The sequence below is a fragment of the Hominiventricola sp. genome (assembly GCF_057604405.1).
Genome location: NZ_DBLYVB010000010.1, coordinates 52,411 through 75,105, shown reverse-complemented (window position 1 = coordinate 75,105; position 22,695 = coordinate 52,411). Strand labels below are relative to the sequence as shown.

The window sequence follows — 22,695 nt, the reverse complement described above, 5'->3', positions numbered from 1 at the left end:
ATTGTAAACTGGAAAAATCTGCGATTTGCATTTCAGAATTTAGACATGGTAAGTATAACACAGTTCTCCCCGGAACTCAATCTTCAAAACAAGCTCGCAAACGGGTCAGGGCATTTTTCTCAATCCGGCTGATATAGGATCTGGAAATTCCTAGTTTTTGGGCAATTTCCCGTTGTGTATATTCCCTTCCGTGATAAAGTCCATACCTCATAATCAGCACCTGCCGCTCCCTTGGCGTCAGCACCTCCTCCAGAAGCCGGTACATTTTGGCGGTATCATCTTTTAAACCAATCTGTTCCAGTGCCTCTGGGGCCCCACTCTCGATGACATCCAGAAGTTGGATCTCATTGCCCTCTTTGTCCGTCCCAATGGGTTCATAATAAGACGACTCTTTCATATATTTTTTCTTCGCCCGCAGGTACATGAGCAGTTCATTTTCCACACACCGCGCTGCATAAGTTGCCAGTTTGCTTGCCTTTTCATGATTGAAAGTATCCACGGCCTTGATAAGACCAATGGTTCCGATGGAGATCAGTTCTTCCATATCATCTTCCGCTGACTGGTATTTTTTTGTAATATGCGCTACCAGCCGCAGGTTATACTCGATCAGGATACGGCGCGCCTCTCTGTCTCCCTGCCGCAGTCTGTGCAGATAATATCGTTCCTCTTCTGCCGTAAGGGGTTTCGGAAAAGTCCTCAAAAAAAGACACCTCAGCGCGGATTTATTACATCTTATGTAGTAAATCCGCAAGAAGTGCCTTTCCTTTTTTATCTTATGTTTTTAGTTGGCAGAGTCGTCCTTTCTCCGCAAAATATCCATCTGGTCCGGTGTCTGTGTGAGTTTTACCCGCAATGCCTGTTTTGCATGCGGTGCACTCTCCTGCGCATTTCCATCCAGATCCCAGATTCCTTCCACCTTGGTCAACACATTCCGACCATCCGGTTTCATGATTTCAACGGTCTCTCCAACGGAAAATTTGTTGCGCTGTTCCAGTGCAAACCGTCCCTCAGCATCTGCCTCTCCGGCAATTCCCAGATAAACGTAATCCTTGTCATAGGTATTGCTGTCATAAATCTGAGAGTTTTCATCTGGCTTTCCATAGAAAAATCCGGTGGTAAATCTCCGATAGGTACATCCGGTAATCTGCTGTTCATACCAGGACATGTTCTTCTCATAAACATCCCTGCCCTGTGCCAGATCGTCCAAAGCTTTCCTATAGGTACGTGCTACCGTTGCTACATAGAGGGCCGTCTTCATACGTCCTTCGATTTTCAGACTGTCAATTCCGGCATCCACCAGATCCGGCAGATGATCGATCATACACAGATCTCTGGAGTTGAAAATATAGGTTCCTCTCTCATTTTCATAAACCGGCATATACTCACCCGGTCTTGTCTCTTCCACCACAGAATATTTCCAACGGCAGGGATGGGTACAGGATCCACGGTTAGCATCCCGACCGGTAAAGAAGTTACTCAGAAGACATCTTCCGGAATAAGAAATGCACATAGCTCCATGTACAAAAGTCTCTATCTCCAGGCTGTTTGGAATATGATTCCGGATTTCCTTAATCTCTTTCAAGGATAACTCACGTCCGGTTACTACTCGGGTGGCACCCTGTCGATGCCAGAATAGAAACGTCATATAGTTGACATTATTTGCCTGGGTGGAGATATGAATATCAATCTCCGGGCAGACTTCTTTTGCAATGGTAAACATACCCGGATCAGAAATAATCAGCGCATCCGGTCTGATAGCTTTCAGCTCCTCGAAATACGCTCTTGCACCTTCCAGATCTTCATTATGGGCCAGAATATTAGCCGTCACATATACTTTCACTCCATGGTCGTGGGCATAACCGATTCCCTCCGCCATATCCTCCATGGAAAAATTCTTCGCTTTTGCACGGAGTCCAAATGCCTCCCCGCCGATATATACCGCGTCCGCGCCGAAAGTAACTGCTACCTTCAGAACTTCAAGGCTGCTGGCCGGCACCAGCAGTTCCGGCATTTTTTTCATCATTGTTCTTCCTTTCTTTCCTGCAGTTTCCGCTTCTTCACACTGACTGTCACGCCATCTCCCAGCGGAAGAATGGATGTGGCCAGTTCCTCACAGTGGGTAATGGTATACAGATACTCCCTCATTCTGGCATGAATAGTGCGGTCTCTTCTCTCTACTGCAAACCGGGACTGTACTATATTTCCATCCTGCAATACATTGTCCGTTACCAGAATTCCTCCTTCCGGCAGCATTCGGAGCAGCTCCGGAAGATAGTAAATATACTGTGCCTTGGCGGCATCCAGAAACATAAAATCATAGGGGCCCGAAAGCCCCTTTAACAATTCCATTGCATCTCCGGGCAGAAGCGTAATCTGCTCCTCTTTTCCTGCTTTCTGAAAATTTTCCCTGGCAATAGGAATCCGCTTCTCGTAATTCTCAATCGTGGTAATTTTACAGGCGGGATCCACATATTCACTCATGAGAAGTGCTGAAAATCCCACCGCAGTTCCGATTTCCAGAATCTGTGTCGGACATTTCATCTGCACTAACATTTTCAAAAGGCTCTGGGTCTCCTTCCGGATAATCGGCACCCGGTTTTTAAGAGCCGTCTGCTCCAGTTCTTCCAGAAACGGAATTTCCTCCAGACTCAGGGAATTGATATATGCCGTTATTCTCTCATCTACGATCATGTGTTATCTCCTGAGTCATCGACTTCTCCTGCCATAATTTTCATCATTTCCCGCGGAGTCATGGATGTATTCAGCACATAGGTGCCTTCCTTCAGCTTATCCCCATATTTGGTTACTTTCAGCTGGACCTTAAATACATCCGCACTTTCCACCAGACCTTTGCGTTCCAGGAGCTTTGCTACCTTTCCCGCAGACATATCTTTGGTAATCGTTACACTCACATCCCGGCCAGGTTCCGGATCTACCGCCGTATCTGATACGACACCATAGCAGTAATTATAGGTGGTCTGTCCTATTCTGAAAATTGCTGCTACCACAAGAATCAGTATCGCCAGCCGTAAAAAGAACAGTCCCAGCGACAGCATCCAGTTTCCTTCCTTCATGTTTCGTAAACTTCCTCTCTTATACCTCCATGATGATCGGAAGAATCATGGGATTTCTCTTAGTCTTCTTTCTAATATAGTCTCCCAGTGCATCCTTCATCACGTTCTTCATCTTACCCCAGTCGGTAATATGACGATCAAGACATTTCTCCACTGCATCATAAACAACAGCTCTTGCCTGCTCCATCAGATCTTCTGATTCTCTTACGTAAACAAAACCTCTGGATACAATGTCCGGTCCGGACAGCAGAGTGTTGCTTCCCTTATCCAAGGTCAGGACAATAATCATGATACCATCTTCTGCCAGGTGCTGGCGGTCACGCATGACAATACTGCCCACATCACCGACACCAAGTCCGTCTACAAAGATTGCCCCTGTGTGTACTTTGTCTACCACTTTTGCAGACTCTGCATCCATCTCAATGACATCACCGGAACGAAGGACAAAAATATTTTCCTTCTCAATGCCCAGTTGTGCAGCAATCGAAGCCTGTGCTTTCAGATGGCGGTACTCACCATGTACCGGAATGGCATATTTCGGATGTACCAGGGAATAAATTAGTTTGATCTCCTCCTGGCAGGCATGTCCAGATACATGGGCATCCTGGAAAATAACATTGGCACCCTTTGCAGACAATTCATTAATCACCTTGGACACTGCCTTTTCATTTCCCGGAATTGGATTGGAACTAAAAATAACCGTATCTCCCGGCATAATATGCACTTTGCGGTGCAGATTCTGCGCCATTCTGGACAGAGCCGCCATGGACTCTCCCTGGCTTCCGGTGGTAATCAATACGGTTGCCTCCGGCGGATAATTGTTCAGCTGTTCAATATCAATCAACGTATTATCCGGCACATTGATATATCCAAGTTCTGCAGCCGTGGTGATGACATTTACCATGCTGCGTCCTTCAATGACTACTTTTTTATTGTATTTATAAGCAGAGTTGATAATCTGCTGTACACGGTCTACATTAGATGCAAAGGTCGCCACAATAATTCTGGAATTACAGTGTTCTGCAAACAGAGTGTCCATGGTTCTTCCTACGGTCTTTTCAGACTGGGTAATGCCCGGGCGCTCTGCATTCGTACTGTCGCACATCAGTGCCAGCACACCTTTCTTACCAATCTCCCCGAAACGCTGCAGATCAATACTGTCTCCGTATACCGGCGTATAATCTACTTTAAAGTCTCCTGTATGCACCACGGTTCCTGCCGGGGAATAGATTGCCAGTGCGGAGGCATCCGCGATGCTGTGGTTGGTCTTAATAAACTCCACGCGGAATTTTCCAAGATTAATAGACTGACCGTGACGTACCACTTTCCTCTTCGTGGTGCGGAGCATATTATGCTCTTTTAATTTGTTTTCAATAAGGGCAATGGTCAGTTTGGTGGAATATACCGGCACATTGATATCCTTCAGAATATATGGCAGTGCGCCGATGTGATCCTCATGTCCATGAGTGATCACGAATCCCTTTACTTTGCTGATATTCTGCTTCAGATAGCTCACATCCGGAATGACCAGGTCAATTCCCAGCATATCATCCTCCGGAAATGCCAGACCGCAGTCCACAACAACAATACTGTCTTCAAATTCAAAGGCAGTTATATTCATTCCGATCTGCTCAAGTCCGCCCAACGGAATGATACGCAATTTTGAATTGTTCACATTTTTCAAAAAAATAACCTCCTGTTTATATTCTTGTATTTACTTTTATATTTCAGAACAGTCACACGCTGTCCTATCGTTCGATCTCCACATCATCCAGAAGCTGCTCAAATACAGTCAGAACCGCACTCAGTTCCTGTTCATCCTCCACAATTTCATAGAGGCTCTCCTGCTCTTCTTCAGATGCCATATCTTTGAGTATCAGGCACTCTCCGTCATCCTCTTCTGAATCTGCTACTAAAAGATAATTCACTCCGTTCACACGGGTCTGTTCCAATACATAAAACTCTGCCTGTTCTCCGTCTTTTCCCTGAAAGGTCAATTTTTCCATTATTCTCTCCTGTTGCTCTCCGCATCCAGATATCCCTGAAGAATGAATACGGCTGCAATCTGATCTATATGCTCTTTTCTATGCTCTCTGCGTACACCGCTTTCCATCAGCGTTCGTTCCGCTGCTACCGTCGTAAGCCGCTCATCCCACATAACAACAGGCAGACCTGTTCTCCGTTTCAGCATTTCTGCAAATTCCAGAGATTTTTCAGCCCTGTCGCCAATGGTATTATTCATATTTTTCGGAAAACCAAGTATGATTTTCTCTATCTCATACTCCCTGCACAATTCCTCAATTCTGGCCAGCGTCCGGCGCAGTTTCGTCTCCTGCGGTCTGCTGATGGTCTCCACCGCCTGAGCGGTCAGTAAAAGAGCATCACTAACTGCGACTCCTACTGTTTTGGAGCCGTAGTCAAGTCCCATTATTCTCATCTTCTGCCTATCCCTTTACTGTCTTATCAATATATACTCTCAATAACTCTTCCACCAATTCATCCCGTTCCACCTTCATAATCAGGCTTCTGGCTCCCTTATGACTGGTAATGTAAGTTGGGTCTCCTGACATAATATATCCTACAATCTGGTTCACAGGATCATAACCCTTCTCGGTCATGGCCTGGTATACCAGCTGAAGAATCTCTCCAACCTTTAATTCCTGATCGGACTGAATTTTAAAATACTGTGTATTGTCCAGTTTCTTCATAGTCCCACGTCCTCAACTGTAGTCTCTATTTAGTTTACTATACTATTGTGTAAAATTCAATGGATATTTTCCGACAGACTTCGCCGTCAAATCCGCTTTCCCAGCAGAATTCCTTCTTTTTCCATTAGTTTTTCCACATGGACCGTAACGATTTCTCCTGCAGATACACTGCCCTCCGGCACAACAATTTTCACATATTCCTTCGTATGTCCCACCATAAAGGTCTGCCCGCTCATCCTGTGCTCTTCTTCCACCAGAATCTCCTGGTTTCTTCCCACCAGACGCTTCCGGTAAATGGTGCTGTTCTGTTCTGACAGCTCCAACAGCACATCACTTCTGGCCGTCTTCACCTGCTCCGGAATCTGATCCGGCATCCGGTCAGCCTTCGTTCCTTTTCTTCTGGAATACTTGAACACATGGGTTTCATAGAAACGGATTTCCTTCAAAAATGTGAGCGTTTCAGCAAATTCTTCCTCCGTCTCACCTGGAAATCCTACAATCACATCGGTCGTCAGAGCCGGTTCATCAAAATACTGTCTCAGCCTCTTACAGCACTGACGGAATTCTTCCGTATTGTACTTGCGGTTCATCCGCTTCAACGTCGCATCGCATCCGCTCTGCAGAGACAGATGAAAGTGAGGGCACAGTTTCGGTTCTTCCGATAAGCCTTTTACAAACTCTTCTGTCATAATCCGCGGTTCCAGCGAACCAAGACGGATTCTCTGAATTCCCTCAATCTTTCCAATTTCCTGAATAACAGATAGCAGCGTTTCTTTCTCCAGATCCACGCCATAGGAATCCAGATGAATCCCTGTCAGGACCACTTCCTGATAACCATTTTCTGCCAGCCGCTTTGCTTCTGCCACTACATCTGCAAGTTTTCTGCTTCTTACACGTCCTCTGGTGTAGGGGATAATACAGTAGCTGCAGAACTGGTTGCATCCATCCTGAATTTTCATGAATGCGCGGGTATGTCCGGCTGTCCGGCTTAAAGACAGCTCTTCATACGTATGCTCTCTGGCCAGATCATGAACATAAGATGCCGTATGTTCTTTCTCCCAATTCTCCAGAATCTCCGGCAGTCTGGTCTTCTCATTATTTCCAATCAATATATCCACAGCTGCATCCTTAAGGAGCTCTTCCCCTGCTGCCTGCACATAACAGCCTGCCGCAATAACCACTGCGTCCGGATTCATTTTTTTTGCACGATGAAGCATCTGACGGGATTTCCGATCTGCCATGTTGGTAACGCTGCAGGTATTTACAATATACGCATCTGCCTTCTCATCAAAGGGAACAATTTCATATCCGCATTGTTCCAGAATTTCCTGCATTGCCTCTGTCTCATAGGCATTTACCTTACATCCAAGGTTATGCAATGCTATTTTCTTCATATTTTCCTCCGAAAAAAATTTTTCACTTTCCCATTGACTTTCACTCCACAAGTCTTTAATATGATAGAAGAAAGAATACATTTGAAGGAGGAACGTTCAATGAAAACAGTTCATATTTCATTAAATTCTATTGATAAAGTTAAAGCTTTCGTAAATGAAATCACGAAGTTCGACAATGATTTCGACCTGGTATCCGGTCGTTATGTCATTGATGCAAAATCTATCATGGGTATCTTCAGTCTGGATCTTTCCAAACCGATCGAGCTGAATATTCATTCAGAAAGTAATGTCGATGAGATTTTGGAAGCACTTACTCCCTACATCGTAGATTAATCTTTGTTATTTCATGATGCCGCAGGAATGATCATCCCTGCGGCATTTTTATTACTGAATTTCAATAATTTCTTCTGTTTCCAGTGCGTGGGCTACCATCTCGTCGATCTTCTCTGCCAGCGCATGTTCAGACTTACGGATGATGTCAACTCTCGGTTTGGTTACCGGATGTTTGGCAACGAATGTCGTACAGCAGTCTTCGTAAGGAAGAATGGAAGTCTCATAAGTATCAATCTTCTTGGCAATCGTCACAATATCTTCTTTATCAAAAGCAATGAGGGGGCGAAATACCGGCAAAGTACATACATCGTTGGTCGCTGCAAGGCTCGGAACGGTCTGGCTTGCTACCTGTCCGATGCTTTCTCCGGTGATCAGGGCCAGGCATCCGGTATTTTCTGCCAGCGTCTGTGCAATCCGCATCATGTAGCGTCTCATGATAATGGTCAGCTCGTCATGGGGACACTGATCGTAAATATACATCTGAATATCCGTAAAATTAATGACATGCAGTTTGATCGGTCCTGAGTAAGCTGCCACTTTCTTTGCCAGATCTACCACCTTCTGCTTTGCCCGTTCACTGGTATATGGCGGTGCATGAAAATAAACCGCATCAATATAAACACCACGCTTTGCCACCATGTAACCTGCTACCGGGCTGTCAATTCCACCGGATAACAGCAGCATGGAACGACCATTGGTTCCCAGCGGCATACCGCCGGTTCCCGGAAGGATCTCGGAATAAATATAAATTCTTCCACGGATCTCAATATGAATGGTCACATCCGGTTTGTGTACGTCAACGGACATTTCCGGAAACGCATCCAGTATCCGGCCACCAAGCTCAGCATTGATAGCCATGGACTCCATCGGAAATCCTTTGTGGGCTCTTCTGGTATGGACTTTAAAAGTCTTCTTCTGACCTGCATACATTTCTCTGACATAATGTAATACATGTTCGGAAAGTTCTTCAAATCCTTCTCTTTCAACAATGACTACCGGGCAGATACCCACAATTCCAAATACTCTCTGAAGAGCCTCCACTGTCTCTTCATAATCAAAGGCACCGTGGGCCTCCACATAGATTCTTCCTTTTTCCTTGGTGACAACAAAGCTGCCTTCTACATTCTCCAGTACCTGTTTGATACGATCTACCAGAGCGTCCTCAAAGACATACCGGTTTTTTCCCTTGACACCGATCTCACCGTATTTAATCAAAAATGCCTGAAACATATTTTTCTCCTTTATCGGCGGACATAACGCCGCAGCATGGGAAGCAGCTCCCGCAGTTCCCTTACACAATAGTCTGTCTCTTCTTCGGTAGTTTCAAAACAAAAACTGAACCGAATGGTGCTTCCCAGCAGATCTTTTTCAACACCCATACTTTTCAGTGTATGGCTGACTGCCGGTTTGTTGGATGAGCAGGCAGAACCTGCAGATACATAAATGCCTTTTTCCTCCAACGCATGTAAAAGCACTTCACTTCTCACATCTCTGAAACTGACACTGACAATATGGGGAGCACTATCCCTGCCGGTCCGTCCATTCACTTTCACATCATCCAGTTCTTCTATCTGTTTTACAAACCGCTCCTTCAGTGCATACAACCGGTCTATTTTTTCATCCAGATTTTCATAGCATTCTTTGGCAGCCTCGGCAAGTCCTGCAATTCCCGGCACATTTTCCGTACCGGAACGCATGCCTTTCTGCTGGCCGCCGCCCAGAATCATGGGATGGATCTTTAATTTACTGTTCACATAGAGAATTCCCGTTCCTTTCGGTCCGTGAATCTTGTGTCCACTGACAGATAACAAATCAATGCCTTCTTTTTTTGGCCAGATCCGGTATTTTCCATAAGCCTGAATGGCATCTACATGAAAAATAATTTTGGAATCATAATCCTTTACCAGCTTCGCGATTTCGTCCACCGGCTGGACCGCTCCCACTTCATTATTCACATACATAACGGAAACCAGAATGGTCTCCGGGCGAAGTGCTTCTTTTAATGCTTCCAACGAAACAATGCCGTCCTGATCCACCGAAAGATAAGTCACTTCAAAACCCTGCTCCTCCAGATATTTCATGGGATTGTCTACGGATGCATGTTCCACAGAAGTAGTAATCAGATGATTGCCGCTTCTTTTGTTAGCCATGGCACTTCCGATCAGCGCCAGATTGTTGGACTCTGTTCCGCCGGATGTAAAATAAATCTCTTTTTCATCTACTTTCAGGTTTTTTGCAAAAAAATCTTTTGCCTCCCTGATATAATGTTCCGCTTCCACGCCCTTGGTGTGCATGGAGGAAGGGTTTCCAAAATCTTCCCGCATGACCTTCATAACCATGGCCACTGCCCCTTCCGAACAACGGGTGGTGGCGGAATTATCCAAATACGCTTCCATTTTCTTCTATACCTCCAGCTGAAACATAAGCACAGACAAAATGCAAAGTCCTGCTGTCTCTGTTCTTAAAATTCTTTTTCCCAATGTAATAGGACGGGTACCTGCTTCCATGGCTGTCGCCACTTCTTCTTTTTCCAGTCCCCCCTCCGGTCCGATAAAAATACCGACTGACTGTCCTCTTTTTATGTCCATCAGCAGCCTATGAGTCTGTTCCATCGGCGTCTGTCCTTCCTCTGTCAGAAGTTCGTCTGCGCATTCATAGGGAATAAGCCTTATATCCAGACGCTCCGCATCTTTTAAAGCCTCTTTAAAGGATACCACCGGTCCCACTTCCGGGATCACTGCTCTTCCGGACTGTTTGGCCGCACTCTCTGCAATGGCCTGCCATCGTTTTCGCTTACTCTCTGCCTTCTTCTGGTCCAGCTTCACCACGCAGCGTCTGGACGCCACCGGAACCACCCGGGCAGCTCCCAGTTCTACTGCTTTCTGGATAATCAGCTCCATTTTATCTCCCTTGGGAAGACACTGATAAAGCACCAGCTCCGACGGCAGCTCTACGGATACTTCCCTGCACTCCAGAATCTCAGCCCGGACCGCATCTTCTTCCAGAAGTGCTACTTTACAGCCATATTCATGACCGAATCCGTCACTGACCGTGATCTCTTCTCCCGGCTTCATACGGAGTACATTTTTCATATGATTCACATCGCCGCCCAGAATCTCCACATAGTCTTCGTGCACCTGACCCGGTTCCACAAAAAAATGATACATATTCTTAATCCTGTCTCTTACGGGCAGTTACGGATACCCATTCGCCCTGATGATTTACTTCCAGTACTTCCAGTCCTGCAGCCTTCACTGCCTTCACAACCGTTTCTTCCTTATCATCAATGATGCCGGAGGTAATGTAGAGGGCACCAGGCTTCATCTGTGCCAGAATAACCGGAGTCAGCGGCACCAGCACCTCTGCCAGAATATTGGCTACGACCATATCGTATTTTTCATAGCCGACTGCCTCCTGTACTGCTTTATCATCGATGATATTTCCCAGCATTACTGTATACTTATCCTCTTCCACGCCGTTCACTTCCATGTTCTCTTTCACGACTGTGATCGCGCAGGGATCCAGATCTGTTCCGCACGCAAATTTTGCTCCCAGCTTCAGTGCTGCAATAGAGAGAATCCCACTTCCGGTTCCCACATCCAGCAGTACGGTATCTGGTTTTACATACTTCTTAATCTGACGAATGCAAAGCTGTGTTGTTTCATGCATACCAGTTCCAAATGCCGTACCTGGATCAATCTGGATAAGAAGTTTCTCACGGTCTTCCGGTTTTACTTCTTCCCATGAAGGTTTGATCAGGATATCATCCACATAGAACTGATGAAAATACTGTTTCCAGTTATTAATCCAGTCTTTGTCCTCAGTCTGGGATGCCTCGATAGTTCCGGTTCCCACATCTACCCCCCAGCTTCTGATCTCTTCCAGACCTTCTTCCACAGCTGCCAGAATGGCTGCATTATCCTGATCCGGTTCCAGATAAAAACTGATTCTTGCGACTCCGTCATCTGCCGGACCCTCCGGAAGAATGTCCACAAACATCTGAGACTTATCGCTCTCACTCAAAGGTACCTTGTCTTCAATCTCGATCCCTTCGATTCCTGCTTCCATCATCATGCTGCTGATCATATCTTCCGCCTCTGCGGTTGTGGTCAGTGTATATTTATTCCATCTCATGGATCCTTCCTCCTTCTTTCCGGCTGACTTCAAGCGCCAATCCGACTTATTATCTTAACACAAACATTTTTGAATTTCAATATTCGACCGGGTTCTTCCGGTATTTTCCGTTCATCATTCAATGATTCAAGAATGTAATCGGTCATTTCCTGCAGACTGTTGACAACTACCAACGCTCCTGCTGACTCCAGCTCTCCCTCCACGGCAAACCCCATAGAGGTTCCCAGACACGGAATGTCAAAGACTGCCGCTCCTTCCACGTCATGTTTCCGATCGCCGATCATAAGCACTTCTTTGTGCAGCTGCTCTTCTGTCAGACCAATCCTGCGGATCAACTCCTCCAGCACTTCCTTCTTGCCACTTCTGCTTTCATCCAGCGTCGCACCGCAAATATGATCAAAATAATCCGTAATATGAAAATAATCCAAAGTAGTTCTTACATGCATCTCTGGTTTGGAAGATGCCGTACAAAGAATTCTGCCCGCCTCTTTTAACGTTTTCAGCATCTCCGGCACGCCATCAAACAGACGATTTTCAAAAATTCCCTGCTTCGTAAAATATTCCCGGAAATACTGAACACCTTCTCTGGCCTGTTCCATGGTCATCCCATAAAACTCCGGAAAAGATTCCGTCAGCGGCGGTCCGATGAATTTATAAAGATCCTCCAGCGCCGGAGATTCATACCCCATCTGCTCCAGAGCATAACGAACCGCTTTGGTAATTCCTTCCCTGGAATCCCACAGGGTACCATCTAAATCAAAAAACAAATATCGATACTGCATATTGTTTCTACTCTCCTTGTCTCATTCCATTCCGGAATTGTTCCAGAATGTATTCTCTTACGCGGCTGACTGCTGGAGCCTGTACGTCCGATCTTGCATAGGCCAGCACAATCGTTCTGGACTCCTCTACTTCCAGCGGATAAACATCTACTGGAAACGGAATATTTCTCGTTACCAGTTCTGGTACCATATAAACGCCATAGCCGCCCATTACCAGTGCAATGGCTGAGATATCGTCCACAATCCTGCTTCCCCCGTCCGCCGGAATCTCATATTTTGTAATCAAATTATTGACATCTGCATCACAGCCTTCCCTCTGTACCACGAAGCGCTGGTGTTTCAGTTCTTCAATCGTCACACAGCCTGGCTTCTCTGTCTGATATCCTTTGGGCACCGCGCAGACAATCCGATCTTTATAAATGGGATCCCAGGCCAGTTCTCCCACACTGGACTCTGATAAAAATCCCAGATCCACCACTCCGTCCTTCAGCCATTGGTAGACATCATTATAGGTTCCCTGATAAATATCAAGTTTTACATTCGGATATTCCTGCTCAAAATTTTTCAGAAGACTCGGCATCCACTCCACACAGGCACTGCTGAAGGTTCCTATCCTTACCACACCCTTCTGAAGTCCGTTGAACTGTGCAATTGCCTGATGTAAATACTCATCACTGTTCAGTACATTTTTAATATAGGGAAATAATTCTTTTCCGTAATTGGTCAGGTACACTCCCTGCTTGCTTCTGATGAAAAGCGGCGATCCAAGCTCTGCTTCCATGCCTGCTACCGCATGGCTGATTGCCGATGGTGTCAGCTGTAATGCCTGCGCTGCTTTCTGAAAACTCTCCTGTTCTACTACTGCCATAAATACCTGATATGAAAGTAACGTCATAGCCCTCTCCTTGAATGATTTTCATTTCAAAAATGAAAATAATGAATTTTACTTATCTACAAAACTATAATAAAATAAGAGCATAAAGTCAACAGCGGAAATATCCTTTTGTTGTATAAATGTGTTTGCGATGAAAAATGGAAGGCATCTGCCTTCCATTTTTCTTCTTTTCTGTTCAATTTTCTTTCTCTGCCAGCAGATCCCGTCCCTCCCCAAGAATCCACTCGTAAATCTGATCCAGTCCTTCTTCCGAAAAGGGAAAATCTTTATTCATTTTTTTCTCATCTGCCGTATGTTGCAGTGCAAAGGGCTCCGGCCACAAAATGACCCGCAATACAGTTTCACTTTCTTCCTCTTCCTTTTCAACCGGAAGCTCCGTCTTTCCAATCCAGAAACGTATGCCTCTGTCAGAACCGGTAAAAGCTTCTTTTTTATAGAAGGGGAGATGAAACAGGTCAATTCGTTCTATCATTTTTCTATCGCCTCTACAATATATTTTCCTTCATGGTAACGGTAATCCAGCCTTCATCATAATTAAATCCGATCTCCGTTCCCACAGGAGTCAGAAATGCAAACCGTCTGTCATCATCCGTCAGATATCCGATCAGTTCTTCATCCGATAACTGATCCAGAAAATCAATGTTTCCGTTCTGTTTTTCATTCTGGGCGCGAAATCTGGCCGGCAAACTGTCATCCACTTCGATCAGCTGATCATTCGTAATCTGCTCTCCGGTAGCACAGTCAAAATTCAGCGCTTCTACCCGGTAAATCTTCGTTTTCCCAGTTACTTCATAACGGCATACGACACTCAGGCGGTCTTCCTGCATAAGCGTCACATAGGACATGACACTGACTACTTCCCTCTCCGACTCGTAGTAGTTCACATATTGCTCTGCCATGCTTTTCACCTGGCTATTGATTCGATCCAGCTCTTCCTGCCGTTCCCCGGTAAATACCGGATAATTCATGGAAAAGTAAGCCGTATCATCGGAAGCATCCGGATACCGGCTTTCCTGATGCCATTCGACCTGATAACTCAGATCTTCCGCCGTCGCATCTGCCAGTTCTTTATAATAATCATCTTCCGGATTCGGCACATAGGAACTATGAGAATCGTAGTCCGGATTCTCATTTTCATATCCATTGTAATAATCAAAATAATCCTGTGTCAGACTGCTGTTGTCCCTGACTACAGATGCGGTAGTTCTGAAAATCGAAAAAATCAACAGGACAAAAAACAAAATAAAAAGTACTGCCAGAACAATGCAGATGGCCAGCACTGCTTTTCCACCGGCCGACATGCCCCGCTTTCTGTCCGGTCTTTCTTCCTCCATGGCAGATCCTCCTTTTACTCCTTATCATCCTCCCAGATGTACGGAGTCAGCTGATATACGTAATAAAACCCTAATATCTGGAAAGTTTATATCTAAAATTCCTTGATTATTCAACATTTTCTTATATCTTATCTCCACAAGCCTCTGTTATACCACCATGGAATCTCCAGGGAACAGGATTACTTTGGAGTTATTTTCCATTCGATTGTACTTCTCTTCGGTGATTTCATCACCTGCTTCCGCCACCTTATCCATCATTGCCTCCACCTTATCCATCTCATCCGTAAGATGCTTCGGCATTACTGCGGTATATAAATCCATTGTCATCTGCAGAGTAGCATGTCCCAGATATTTCTGCACTGTCTTCTGCAGGACACCTGCTTCAAATGCCCGGGTTGCAAACGTATGTCTCAGACAATGTGCAGAGAACGGTTCCATCTCATCGAGATAATCCCTTGTCAGATTAATTTCATCCACCACTCGTTTAATCGCCTGACAGATTAGCTGCGAATTTAAAGGCGTATTAAACGTTGTTGTAAACAACAAGTCCAGAAATTCTTCTCTTGGTTTTTTACTCTTCGGAGCCTTTACTTCGACAACCCGTTTCTGCAGTAACTGCCGTTTGAGTGCAAGGCTACACTGCCGGTTAATCGGAATATCTCTTTTACTGGTCTTGGTTTTCGGGTCTTCAAAATGAAACTCTTTCTTCTCATCACCCTCATAATTCTGGTAGACCAATGTTCTTGTCACATGGATCACATTTTTCTGCCAGTCAATATCCTCCCAGCGCAATGCTGCAATCTCACCAATTCGCATCCCTGTATTTACCGCAACTACGAAAAAGTTATCATAAAATGTGCCTCTACAGCAGTCAAAGAAAGTAGTCTGCTCTTCTGTGGTTAATACCTTTGGTTCTTTTTCCTCATTTCGCTTAAAGCTGATTCCTTTAGCTGGATTCTTTCTGATGAAATCGTTAGATAATGCCTTGTTGAAAATATCTAGCAGCAATATTCTGACTTTATTCTGTGTTTCATAGCCGTAACCCTGCTTTGCAATATTTCTCAGCAATTCTCTGATCTGATATTGTGCAATATCTGTGAGATACAATTTTCCAAATGTCGGAGCTATATATTTATGATAAATTCCATCATAAATCCGCTTTGTATTCTGGCGAATCAAGTCTTCCTTATAAATAGTCATCCACTTGACGTACCAGTCTTCCATCTTTACCTTTTCTTTGATATTGATTTCTTTTTCATTTTCGTAAACTGCCTCAAGATATCTTCTTTTAACGTCTCTCAGATCTCTACCTGATATGGACTTTCTCTCACCAAAGCGATTTACATATCTGGCCTCATACTGTCCATTTCTTTTCTGAACAATTCCCTTACCAAGTTCATTTCCTTTCAGATCTTTCCCCACTATATCACCTTTCCTCTCCGGAAAGACCCACATCAGGATTATACCATAGGTAATGTTTATATTCATCACAAAAAATGGGTCTTGTCCAAAAATTTTTCAAACTCTTTTCTCTTGATTAACTGCTTGTTTCCTATTTTTAGAAGGAAATTGCAGTTTTTCTGGTGCAGCAGCTCCCTTATCGTAGTCTGTCCGATATTAGAGTATTCCGCCGCCTCCTGAATTGTTAGATTAACTTTCATCCAACATGGAACGTTTTCTTTTTTCTCCATTTCTTTCTCCCATATCAGTTAAGCGTGTAATCGTCTACACAGATTGACGGCTGTTAGCATCAGCCCACTAGGATATACCTATCGGATTACCGGCTCCACCCATTGCTTGCGAGTCGCCCCAACTGTGGCTATGGAGGTGTATCTCCCTGTCTGTACGTCATCGCCTGCGGATTGCCTGCTCCGCGTTATGATATCGTATTTCTCGCTCCCCATTATCGGATCCTCGCGTACCTATCACTCGGCTCAATAAGACAGTAACGTATCTATCTGCGCTTTGGTCACTGGAGCTTTCCCCAGATCTTGTCTGATTCAATTTCTTTTGTTGTGTTGTCCTTGAATCTATCTATATTGTACATCCCTGACGTGGCTATGTCGTGCACGCTCGCCGGAACTTTGCCTATATTTTCCGGTCACACCGGAACTTTTTAAATAAACAAAAAAAGAAAGGCTGCAGACCTTTTTCGATCTGCAGCCTTTCCGTGATTGTTGTCTCCATAACAAGACTTTTTTGTTGCGTTTCTACAGTTTTGACTGTAATTATAATTTTGTTGGAATCCGCGCTTGCCCAGATGGGCAAGTGACAATTGTGTGAATTGTATTAATAATATTTTTTCAATCCTCGCTACCGGGATATGTATTATATCCCGGTAGGTCTGTCTTGTACTGGTGACATGATTAATGATATCAGATATAAATTATTCTGTCCTGTCTATCCACCGGAATAAATCATGAAAATTCCGATGGCACCGGAATTATGGGTTATATATTAATATCATGTCCAAAACTCTGTAAGATTTTTCTAACTGCCTCTTCATCTATATCTAATAACATTCTGTTAATCGTCACCCACTCTGTATATTTTTCCAATCTTTTATTTTTAGGTACATCTTTCAGCGCGATATTCGGGAGTGCAAACAATACAATATCATAGCTATAGACGCTAAAGATATTTGCAATATCCTGCAATTTCATATTAATTTCCCCTGCCTCATAATTAGAAATTGTGCTTCTTCCTTTTCCGACAATCATTCCAAGTCCTTCCTGCGTCGACTTCCTGACTTCGTCATCAGCAATAAATGTCTCTCTTACATGTTTGATTGTCATACCTACGCGTTCCAATATCGTTTTTTTCATTTCTAGTATCCTTTGCTAATAGGACACAGGGACAGCTATGCACAGCAGCAATACATAGCTGTCCGCTGCAACATTATGTTGCATTTTTGGGGGCATATTCTACTATCCCTGCCTCTCCCCGGGATCCATTAATACTCGCTATCCACACGCCAACAATAGTAGTGGGCCTATTATCAGCGTTATCATTATCTTCTTCTACATCATTAATCCATCATGCTGCTGATAGCCGATGCTATATGATGGACCGTAATCTCTACATATTCGTCTTTTATTTTTTGTCCTGCCGGGTCCGCAGGACAAAAAAAGGAGCACTGTACCCTGTCAATGGGTACACTACTCCCGTTAATAATTTGCGTTAATCTCCAGCAGCGACAATCCATTAATTGCCCTGTGGCGTGCTACTACTTCCAATGGGTCTATCAGACCTATACATATAGTATCATACTAAGATATAATTCGCAACCGTTTTTTCTTATTTTTTCAAGGTTTTTTCGACTTTTATTTCTGAATGATTGCACCAAAATGCAACACAGTGCATTATCATGCACTATGATGCATTTATGCAAAAAAGGATGCTTAAAGATCCATTAAATCTCTAAGCATCCAATATTTTTTCAATGTAATTTTAGAAACCAAACATAACAACTACATAGTATGTTCCATTTACTTTACAGTATGCAGCAGCAGCGGAACCATATCCAGAAAGCATAATTCCTCTATGTGCAGCAGAATTATAAAACTGATTGTACCAGCTTGCAACATCTCCACTTTTACTCTGCAAACAAATTTCTGCCTGACAGTTTCTGGAACCATTGTGAGAGAAATCATCTACCAATTCCGAAGCTCTTTCTGTAGCTGTGCTCGCCATGCTACTGCTCCAACTTGCCTGATCCACTCCCTCTTCTGCGAGTTTACTGTTCATATAATTTACAAAATCAGCAGAGGTTGCAACACTTCTTTCCTCACTTGAAGATGAACTACTTCCACTAGAGGAGGCGCTGCTACTAGAAGAACTTCCACTAGATGATCCGCCACCAATCGGTGCACCTACCGACTGTTCCATGATCTGTTTCGCTCTTTCAAAGTCTCCTGCGCTTACGGCTTCTTTATACTGTGCCATTAAAGCGCTCTGATCCACACCAGATGAAGCGGCCGGTGCACTTGCTCCGGTATCTGCCTGAGCAACCTGTGTTTCGCTGGCTGCAGCGCTTCCATCATTGGAGCTTCCGCTATTTGAAGTCGAAGCAGCAGCTTTCGGGGCCGGCTTTTCAGTCTGCAGATAGTTGTTGGAGCAGTAACCAGTCTCATCATTGTAATTGATACGATACCAGCCTGTATCTGCAATACCAGTCACGGTCACTTCCTGTCCAGAAGAAAGAGATCCCAGCTGTTCATAATCTGCTGACGGTCCTTTTCTGACATTAATGGTCTGTTTTGCATACATGGTGGTGTCTGCCAGATCTTCAACAGAAAAACCGTTCAAAGCCTTGAAAGTTACGGTGGCAAGAGTAGCTGCCTGTGCTTCATCTTCCAGTGCTTCAACTGCAGTCACGGTTACGGCAATCGGAGATTCCTCAGTTGTGGTTTCATCCGTTGCTTCCTCTTCCGCTACTTCTGCATTCTCCTCAGTGGTGGAGTTCTCACTCTCTTCTACGTCAGTATTTTCCTCGTTTTTGAGTTCTGCATCCGCTTCGTCCTCGGATTTCTCCTCGGTTGTGGTTTCTGCATCTGCAGATTCTTCGGAATTTTCGGAGTTTTCCTCAGTGTTGGAAACTTCCTCGCCGTTTACGACCAGTTTCGTGCCGACCTGTACCTCAGTGCTCACAATTAAGCAAGCTTCCGGAACGACCAGTGCTTTTTCATCATCGCTCAGATCATCTGCAAAAGTAAGGACATACTCTTTACCATCAGCATCGTAAGCTTTGAACGTGCCATCCTCATTCTGGGCTGCTACTTCAACGGTGTACTGCCTGGTTTCGTAGACTGGCTCTTCGACTGCTTCCGGTTCTTCTTCCGGAGTTTCGGTCTCCTCGGCCTCGGTGGTTTCTTCAACTGCAGTTTCCTCAGTTGCTTTGCCGGAGCAGCCGGTGATGGACGTTGCCATCAGCACCGTTGCGGTCAGCAGTGCGTAAATCTGTTTCTTTTTCATGAGTATTCCTCCCATAATTTTCCTTATTCAAATTTTATCTTATTTTTGATTATACAATATTGTGATGTTCTTCACAATATTATATTTTCGGCATTCAAAATATAATGAACCCATAAGGTGGTGATTTCAATTATAGATTACAGTCCCTTATGGGCAACTATGAAGAAGAAAAATATTTCTCAATATCGGCTTCTTAAATCCGGAATTGATAATCGCATATTGGATTCTCTGAAACATAACAGAAATATAACTCTGCTCACACTTGAAAAGCTGTGTTCTATTCTTGAATGTGAGCCTAATGATGTTGTATCTTTCCATGAACCACCTATGTAAGAAACTTTATCGCGCCAGCCCCGGTTTATTCATCGTGGGATGGCGCGCTTTTTTTATTTTAGAGCATGCTTGATTTTTCTGTATCTTTCTCTCAGCAGATTTTTTTCAACGGAAACTTCCACCCATACAAATACAGCAATCTTGTATACCAATGACATGTTATAATAGGTCATTGCCGGTACGATCTGCCCTTTTTCTATATTTTTCAGAAAAGGATACAAATACGCATGATACTGTAAGAGATAGATACTTAACACCAGCCCAATCTGTATAATAGTCTTGCAGGCCTGTCCCACCTGCGGAAAGTAGATCTCGCCAATATTCTCAGATACCCTATTTTTTCTGTGCAAACTCGTTCTGGCACGAAGAATAAGCAATATGAATAATCCCATCGCCAGCAAAAGGCTGCATCCATTAATCTTTGTCATTTCATTAACCAAATTCTGCGCTCCCCCTGATAATCCATCATATTGAAACGCTTTTGTATGTGCCGTTAAAATCAGCACCAATGTCAAAAAAGGCACTGCCAAAATACTGACTACCTGTAACATAGATGTATTCTTTCTCATTATTGTCTCTCCTGTTCTTTCTCTTTTTTCTGCTGCTTTTCCTCGTTACTATTACGAAGTTTCATACTTTCTCTGGCAATTTCTTTCTGATCTTCCGAAGAAATGTTTTGAAGTTTTTCTTGAATTTCCGAACGCAGATGTTCCTGCACACCCTGCAGTGCTGCCAAAGTGCCCATATATTTTCTGTGGTCAGATTCCTCTGTTCTGTAAGAATGTTTGGATGCCCGGTACTGATCTGGATTCCGATATCCCAGACGATGCAATTCATGGCTTACATATTCGTTTCTGGTAGATATGGCTACCTTTTCTGCATCTATCACAGCATGAAGAGTATGTTTTTCTCTAAAATTCCAGATGGAACATTCTTTCAGCTGCTGCTCCGCTTCGGAAATCCGTTGCTTGGATCCTGCATTTTTCTGATGGATGCTATCCAGTAAGCGATCCATTTTAGAAAATTCTTCCTGTCGTTGCTGATATTCTGATTCTCTGTGGCTATGATGCTTCTGGTAGTCTGCAAGTTCGTAAGAGGATTTCAGAAACTGTTCGCGCAGGATTTCCAATTCTGCTGCAAGTTTCCGGAAGCCTGCCTTTGCATTTTTCCACGTTTCCGTAACCTTTTCTTTCCACTGCCGGAACATAGAATTATAACTTTTGACCTCAGAGTTATAAATGCCAATATCAGAATATTTAATTTTCTCAGGCGAAATTCCTTCCAGTTTTTCTCTTACAGCTCTCTTTTCCATATTAACTGCGGAAGCCCCCATATGGATTGTAGGAAGTTCCTGTTCTCTGCCCTGATCTTTGAAAGAGCGACTGTCAATCCGCGCTTCGCATCCAATTTGTTCAAGCTCTTTGTTTACAGCTACTTCCCAGTCTTTACGCCACTCCAGAATCCGGTCTTTGCTGTTCCAGTACTCAGTGACTGGATTTTTCCTCCCAAACCGCTCGGTTTTTGGTGATCTGTTAATTCGTTCAAGATTCTTTTCCTGCCCTTCCTGCATGGTGTACCAGACTTTTCCTTTTCCAGATTGGAATTGATATTGCTTCTCCCAGCCGTTTTTATTTGCTTCGGCATATTCTGCAGCGGTAAATCCTTTTTCGGTGTCACCCCTTTTACACAAATAAACTTTCTGTGATTTTGCTTCCCACTTTCCGGATTGATCTATGGGACGGACAGTCAGCATAATATGAGCATGTGGATTCTCAAAAATCATTTTTTCTTTATCGTTTGTCCGATGTCCTGTACTGTCAATAGGCTGATACCTGTCATTAGTCTTTGGCGGACTGTGGATTGCAATATCTGCACACATTCCCTGATTAGTAAAATTTCTTTGTACATAATCCTGGATCAGTTGAATCTGCTGATCCAAAGTCAATTCTTTAGGAAGTGCCAGTTCTACTTCTCTGGCTAACTGTGCGTTGGATGCTTTTTCTGATTTTTCTACTGCATTCCACAAATTAGAACGATCCTGATATTCCGATGGAGCATGTTCTGGAAGCATAATTTGGGTATAAGCAATCCATTGCTTTTTTCGGAAATCATGTTTTCTTCCGTCATATTCATTTTCTAGACAAGTTCCACTTCTGTATGCTGCAGCAGCTACGGAGGATCTTCCGGCACTTCGGGAAATCATTTTCACAGATGCATGATAGATTGCCATGCTGCCACCTTCTTCTCTTTTATGTAATTTGGTTCTTTGGATCCCGTCTGTATATCAGAAGGGCGCACTTATACACCACGCTAAAGCATGGTGGTGCGCTCTACCGAGGGTCGCTTCCGCGGGACTCCCGCGGAGAGCATGGCACTGTATCGCCGCTTCTGCCGATAGCGTCAAAAAGTGCCCTCTGGAATTCTTCGTCTGTCATATCAATTGCCCCCGGAATGGCTGCTTCTGCAATTGCTCCACGGACAATCAGTTTATGTGTACGGCTTTTACGTTCTTTTAATTTGTCTCTGTTTTCTTTCAATTTCTGCTGGTGCTGTAACTGTTCAGGTGTTAAATTCTTCATTTTCATATATTGGATCCTTTCACGGATGTTTTCCTCCAGACGCATCCTATATGATTTCCAGTCTCCGTCAAGGATGCATTCGCACCGCATAGCGGCAAGTCCCTGACAGATCCCGGCAACCATATTTTCTGCACTTACGAGGAAAACAAGCCCTT

General features: G+C 44.1%; 26 protein-coding genes. 2 read left to right on the top strand and 24 right to left on the bottom strand.

Annotated features, from left to right (window positions below):
• Window positions 1-76 precede the first annotated feature (76 nt).
• The 9 genes from sigK to mtaB all read right to left on the bottom strand — a co-directional run bounded on the left by sigK (window position 77) and on the right by mtaB (window position 7,176).
• Entirely contained in the window at window positions 77-700 is a 624-nt protein-coding gene (sigK, locus tag ACZMB2_RS08145) for an RNA polymerase sporulation sigma factor SigK (RefSeq protein WP_487596345.1), read from the bottom strand.
• 81 nt (window positions 701-781) lie between these two features.
• Entirely contained in the window at window positions 782-2,020 is a 1,239-nt protein-coding gene (locus tag ACZMB2_RS08140; RefSeq protein WP_487596357.1) for a peptidase U32 family protein, read from the bottom strand.
• Entirely contained in the window at window positions 2,020-2,691 is a 672-nt protein-coding gene (locus tag ACZMB2_RS08135) for an O-methyltransferase (protein WP_487596344.1), read from the bottom strand. Before ACZMB2_RS08135 ends, ACZMB2_RS08140 begins: the two co-directional genes overlap by 1 nt.
• A complete protein-coding gene (locus ACZMB2_RS08130; RefSeq protein WP_487596343.1) occupies window positions 2,688-3,074 on the bottom strand; it encodes an endolytic transglycosylase MltG in 387 nt (128 codons plus the stop codon). Before ACZMB2_RS08130 ends, ACZMB2_RS08135 begins: the two co-directional genes overlap by 4 nt.
• A gap of 19 nt (window positions 3,075-3,093) precedes the next feature.
• The gene (locus tag ACZMB2_RS08125) at window positions 3,094-4,758 is read right to left on the bottom strand and encodes a ribonuclease J (protein ID WP_487596342.1); all 1,665 of its coding nucleotides are present in this window, start codon (window positions 4,756-4,758) and stop codon (window positions 3,094-3,096) included.
• A gap of 64 nt (window positions 4,759-4,822) precedes the next feature.
• On the bottom strand, window positions 4,823-5,080 hold the full coding sequence (locus ACZMB2_RS08120; protein WP_487596341.1) for a DUF1292 domain-containing protein: 258 nt from the start codon (window positions 5,078-5,080) through the stop codon (window positions 4,823-4,825).
• Window positions 5,080-5,511, bottom strand: coding sequence for a Holliday junction resolvase RuvX (ruvX, locus tag ACZMB2_RS08115; RefSeq protein WP_487596340.1), 432 nt, complete (start codon window positions 5,509-5,511; stop codon window positions 5,080-5,082). The genes ACZMB2_RS08120 and ruvX overlap by 1 nt, the downstream gene beginning before the upstream one ends.
• 7 nt (window positions 5,512-5,518) lie before the next feature.
• Entirely contained in the window at window positions 5,519-5,782 is a 264-nt protein-coding gene (locus ACZMB2_RS08110) for an IreB family regulatory phosphoprotein (RefSeq protein WP_487596339.1), read from the bottom strand.
• Window positions 5,783-5,868: 86 nt separating this feature from the next.
• A complete protein-coding gene (gene mtaB / locus ACZMB2_RS08105) occupies window positions 5,869-7,176 on the bottom strand; it encodes a tRNA (N(6)-L-threonylcarbamoyladenosine(37)-C(2))-methylthiotransferase MtaB (RefSeq protein ID WP_487596338.1) in 1,308 nt (435 codons plus the stop codon).
• 99 nt (window positions 7,177-7,275) lie between these two features.
• Here mtaB and ACZMB2_RS08100 point away from each other — a divergent pair, with 99 nt between their 5' ends.
• Window positions 7,276-7,509, top strand: a complete 234-nt coding sequence (locus tag ACZMB2_RS08100; protein WP_487596337.1) for an HPr family phosphocarrier protein — start codon at window positions 7,276-7,278, stop codon at window positions 7,507-7,509.
• A gap of 51 nt (window positions 7,510-7,560) precedes the next feature.
• On the opposite strand, the gene thiI is transcribed toward ACZMB2_RS08100, so the two are convergent.
• The 12 genes from thiI to ACZMB2_RS08040 form a co-directional block, all read right to left on the bottom strand.
• A complete protein-coding gene (thiI, locus tag ACZMB2_RS08095; protein ID WP_487596336.1) occupies window positions 7,561-8,739 on the bottom strand; it encodes a tRNA uracil 4-sulfurtransferase ThiI in 1,179 nt (392 codons plus the stop codon).
• A gap of 11 nt (window positions 8,740-8,750) precedes the next feature.
• Complete coding sequence (locus tag ACZMB2_RS08090; RefSeq protein ID WP_487596335.1) at window positions 8,751-9,905, bottom strand: cysteine desulfurase family protein; 1,155 nt, start codon at window positions 9,903-9,905, stop codon at window positions 8,751-8,753.
• 6 nt (window positions 9,906-9,911) lie between these two features.
• The gene (locus tag ACZMB2_RS08085; RefSeq protein ID WP_487596334.1) at window positions 9,912-10,676 is read right to left on the bottom strand and encodes a 16S rRNA (uracil(1498)-N(3))-methyltransferase; all 765 of its coding nucleotides are present in this window, start codon (window positions 10,674-10,676) and stop codon (window positions 9,912-9,914) included.
• A 4-nt stretch (window positions 10,677-10,680) separates the two neighbouring features.
• Window positions 10,681-11,643: a 50S ribosomal protein L11 methyltransferase gene (prmA, locus tag ACZMB2_RS08080; RefSeq protein WP_487596333.1), complete on the bottom strand. Its 963-nt coding sequence runs from the start codon at window positions 11,641-11,643 to the stop codon at window positions 10,681-10,683.
• Window positions 11,644-11,672: 29 nt separating this feature from the next.
• Window positions 11,673-12,425, bottom strand: coding sequence for an HAD hydrolase-like protein (locus ACZMB2_RS08075; RefSeq protein ID WP_487596332.1), 753 nt, complete (start codon window positions 12,423-12,425; stop codon window positions 11,673-11,675).
• Between the two features lie 7 nt (window positions 12,426-12,432).
• On the bottom strand, window positions 12,433-13,320 hold the full coding sequence (locus tag ACZMB2_RS08070) for a LysR family transcriptional regulator (protein WP_487596331.1): 888 nt from the start codon (window positions 13,318-13,320) through the stop codon (window positions 12,433-12,435).
• Between the two features lie 175 nt (window positions 13,321-13,495).
• Window positions 13,496-13,792 (bottom strand): hypothetical protein, encoded by a 297-nt coding sequence (locus ACZMB2_RS08065; RefSeq protein WP_487596330.1) that lies wholly within the window; start codon window positions 13,790-13,792, stop codon window positions 13,496-13,498.
• A gap of 13 nt (window positions 13,793-13,805) precedes the next feature.
• On the bottom strand, window positions 13,806-14,654 hold the full coding sequence (locus tag ACZMB2_RS08060) for a hypothetical protein (RefSeq protein WP_487596329.1): 849 nt from the start codon (window positions 14,652-14,654) through the stop codon (window positions 13,806-13,808).
• Window positions 14,655-14,801: 147 nt separating this feature from the next.
• Window positions 14,802-16,076: a tyrosine-type recombinase/integrase gene (locus tag ACZMB2_RS08055; RefSeq protein WP_487596328.1), complete on the bottom strand. Its 1,275-nt coding sequence runs from the start codon at window positions 16,074-16,076 to the stop codon at window positions 14,802-14,804.
• Window positions 16,077-16,141: 65 nt separating this feature from the next.
• Window positions 16,142-16,345 carry an excisionase gene (locus ACZMB2_RS08050; RefSeq protein WP_487596327.1) on the bottom strand — a complete coding sequence of 68 codons (204 nt, stop codon included), beginning with the start codon at window positions 16,343-16,345 and terminating at the stop codon, window positions 16,142-16,144.
• A gap of 759 nt (window positions 16,346-17,104) precedes the next feature.
• A complete protein-coding gene (locus ACZMB2_RS08045) occupies window positions 17,105-17,479 on the bottom strand; it encodes a hypothetical protein (protein ID WP_487596326.1) in 375 nt (124 codons plus the stop codon).
• 625 nt (window positions 17,480-18,104) lie between these two features.
• Window positions 18,105-19,628, bottom strand: coding sequence for an SH3 domain-containing protein (locus tag ACZMB2_RS08040; RefSeq protein ID WP_487596325.1), 1,524 nt, complete (start codon window positions 19,626-19,628; stop codon window positions 18,105-18,107).
• 159 nt (window positions 19,629-19,787) lie between these two features.
• Here ACZMB2_RS08040 and ACZMB2_RS08035 point away from each other — a divergent pair, with 159 nt between their 5' ends.
• Entirely contained in the window at window positions 19,788-19,961 is a 174-nt protein-coding gene (locus ACZMB2_RS08035) for a helix-turn-helix domain-containing protein (protein ID WP_487596356.1), read from the top strand.
• 53 nt (window positions 19,962-20,014) lie between these two features.
• Here the strand turns inward: ACZMB2_RS08035 and ACZMB2_RS08030 are convergent, their stop codons facing one another.
• The 3 genes from ACZMB2_RS08030 to ACZMB2_RS08020 all read right to left on the bottom strand — a co-directional run bounded on the left by ACZMB2_RS08030 (window position 20,015) and on the right by ACZMB2_RS08020 (window position 22,540).
• On the bottom strand, window positions 20,015-20,530 hold the full coding sequence (locus ACZMB2_RS08030; RefSeq protein WP_487596324.1) for a hypothetical protein: 516 nt from the start codon (window positions 20,528-20,530) through the stop codon (window positions 20,015-20,017).
• Entirely contained in the window at window positions 20,530-22,191 is a 1,662-nt protein-coding gene (gene mobQ, locus ACZMB2_RS08025; RefSeq protein WP_487596323.1) for a MobQ family relaxase, read from the bottom strand. The genes ACZMB2_RS08030 and mobQ overlap by 1 nt, the downstream gene beginning before the upstream one ends.
• Before the next feature lie 100 nt (window positions 22,192-22,291).
• A complete protein-coding gene (locus tag ACZMB2_RS08020) occupies window positions 22,292-22,540 on the bottom strand; it encodes a DUF3847 domain-containing protein (RefSeq protein WP_487596322.1) in 249 nt (82 codons plus the stop codon).
• Between the last annotated feature and the right edge of the window lie 155 nt (window positions 22,541-22,695).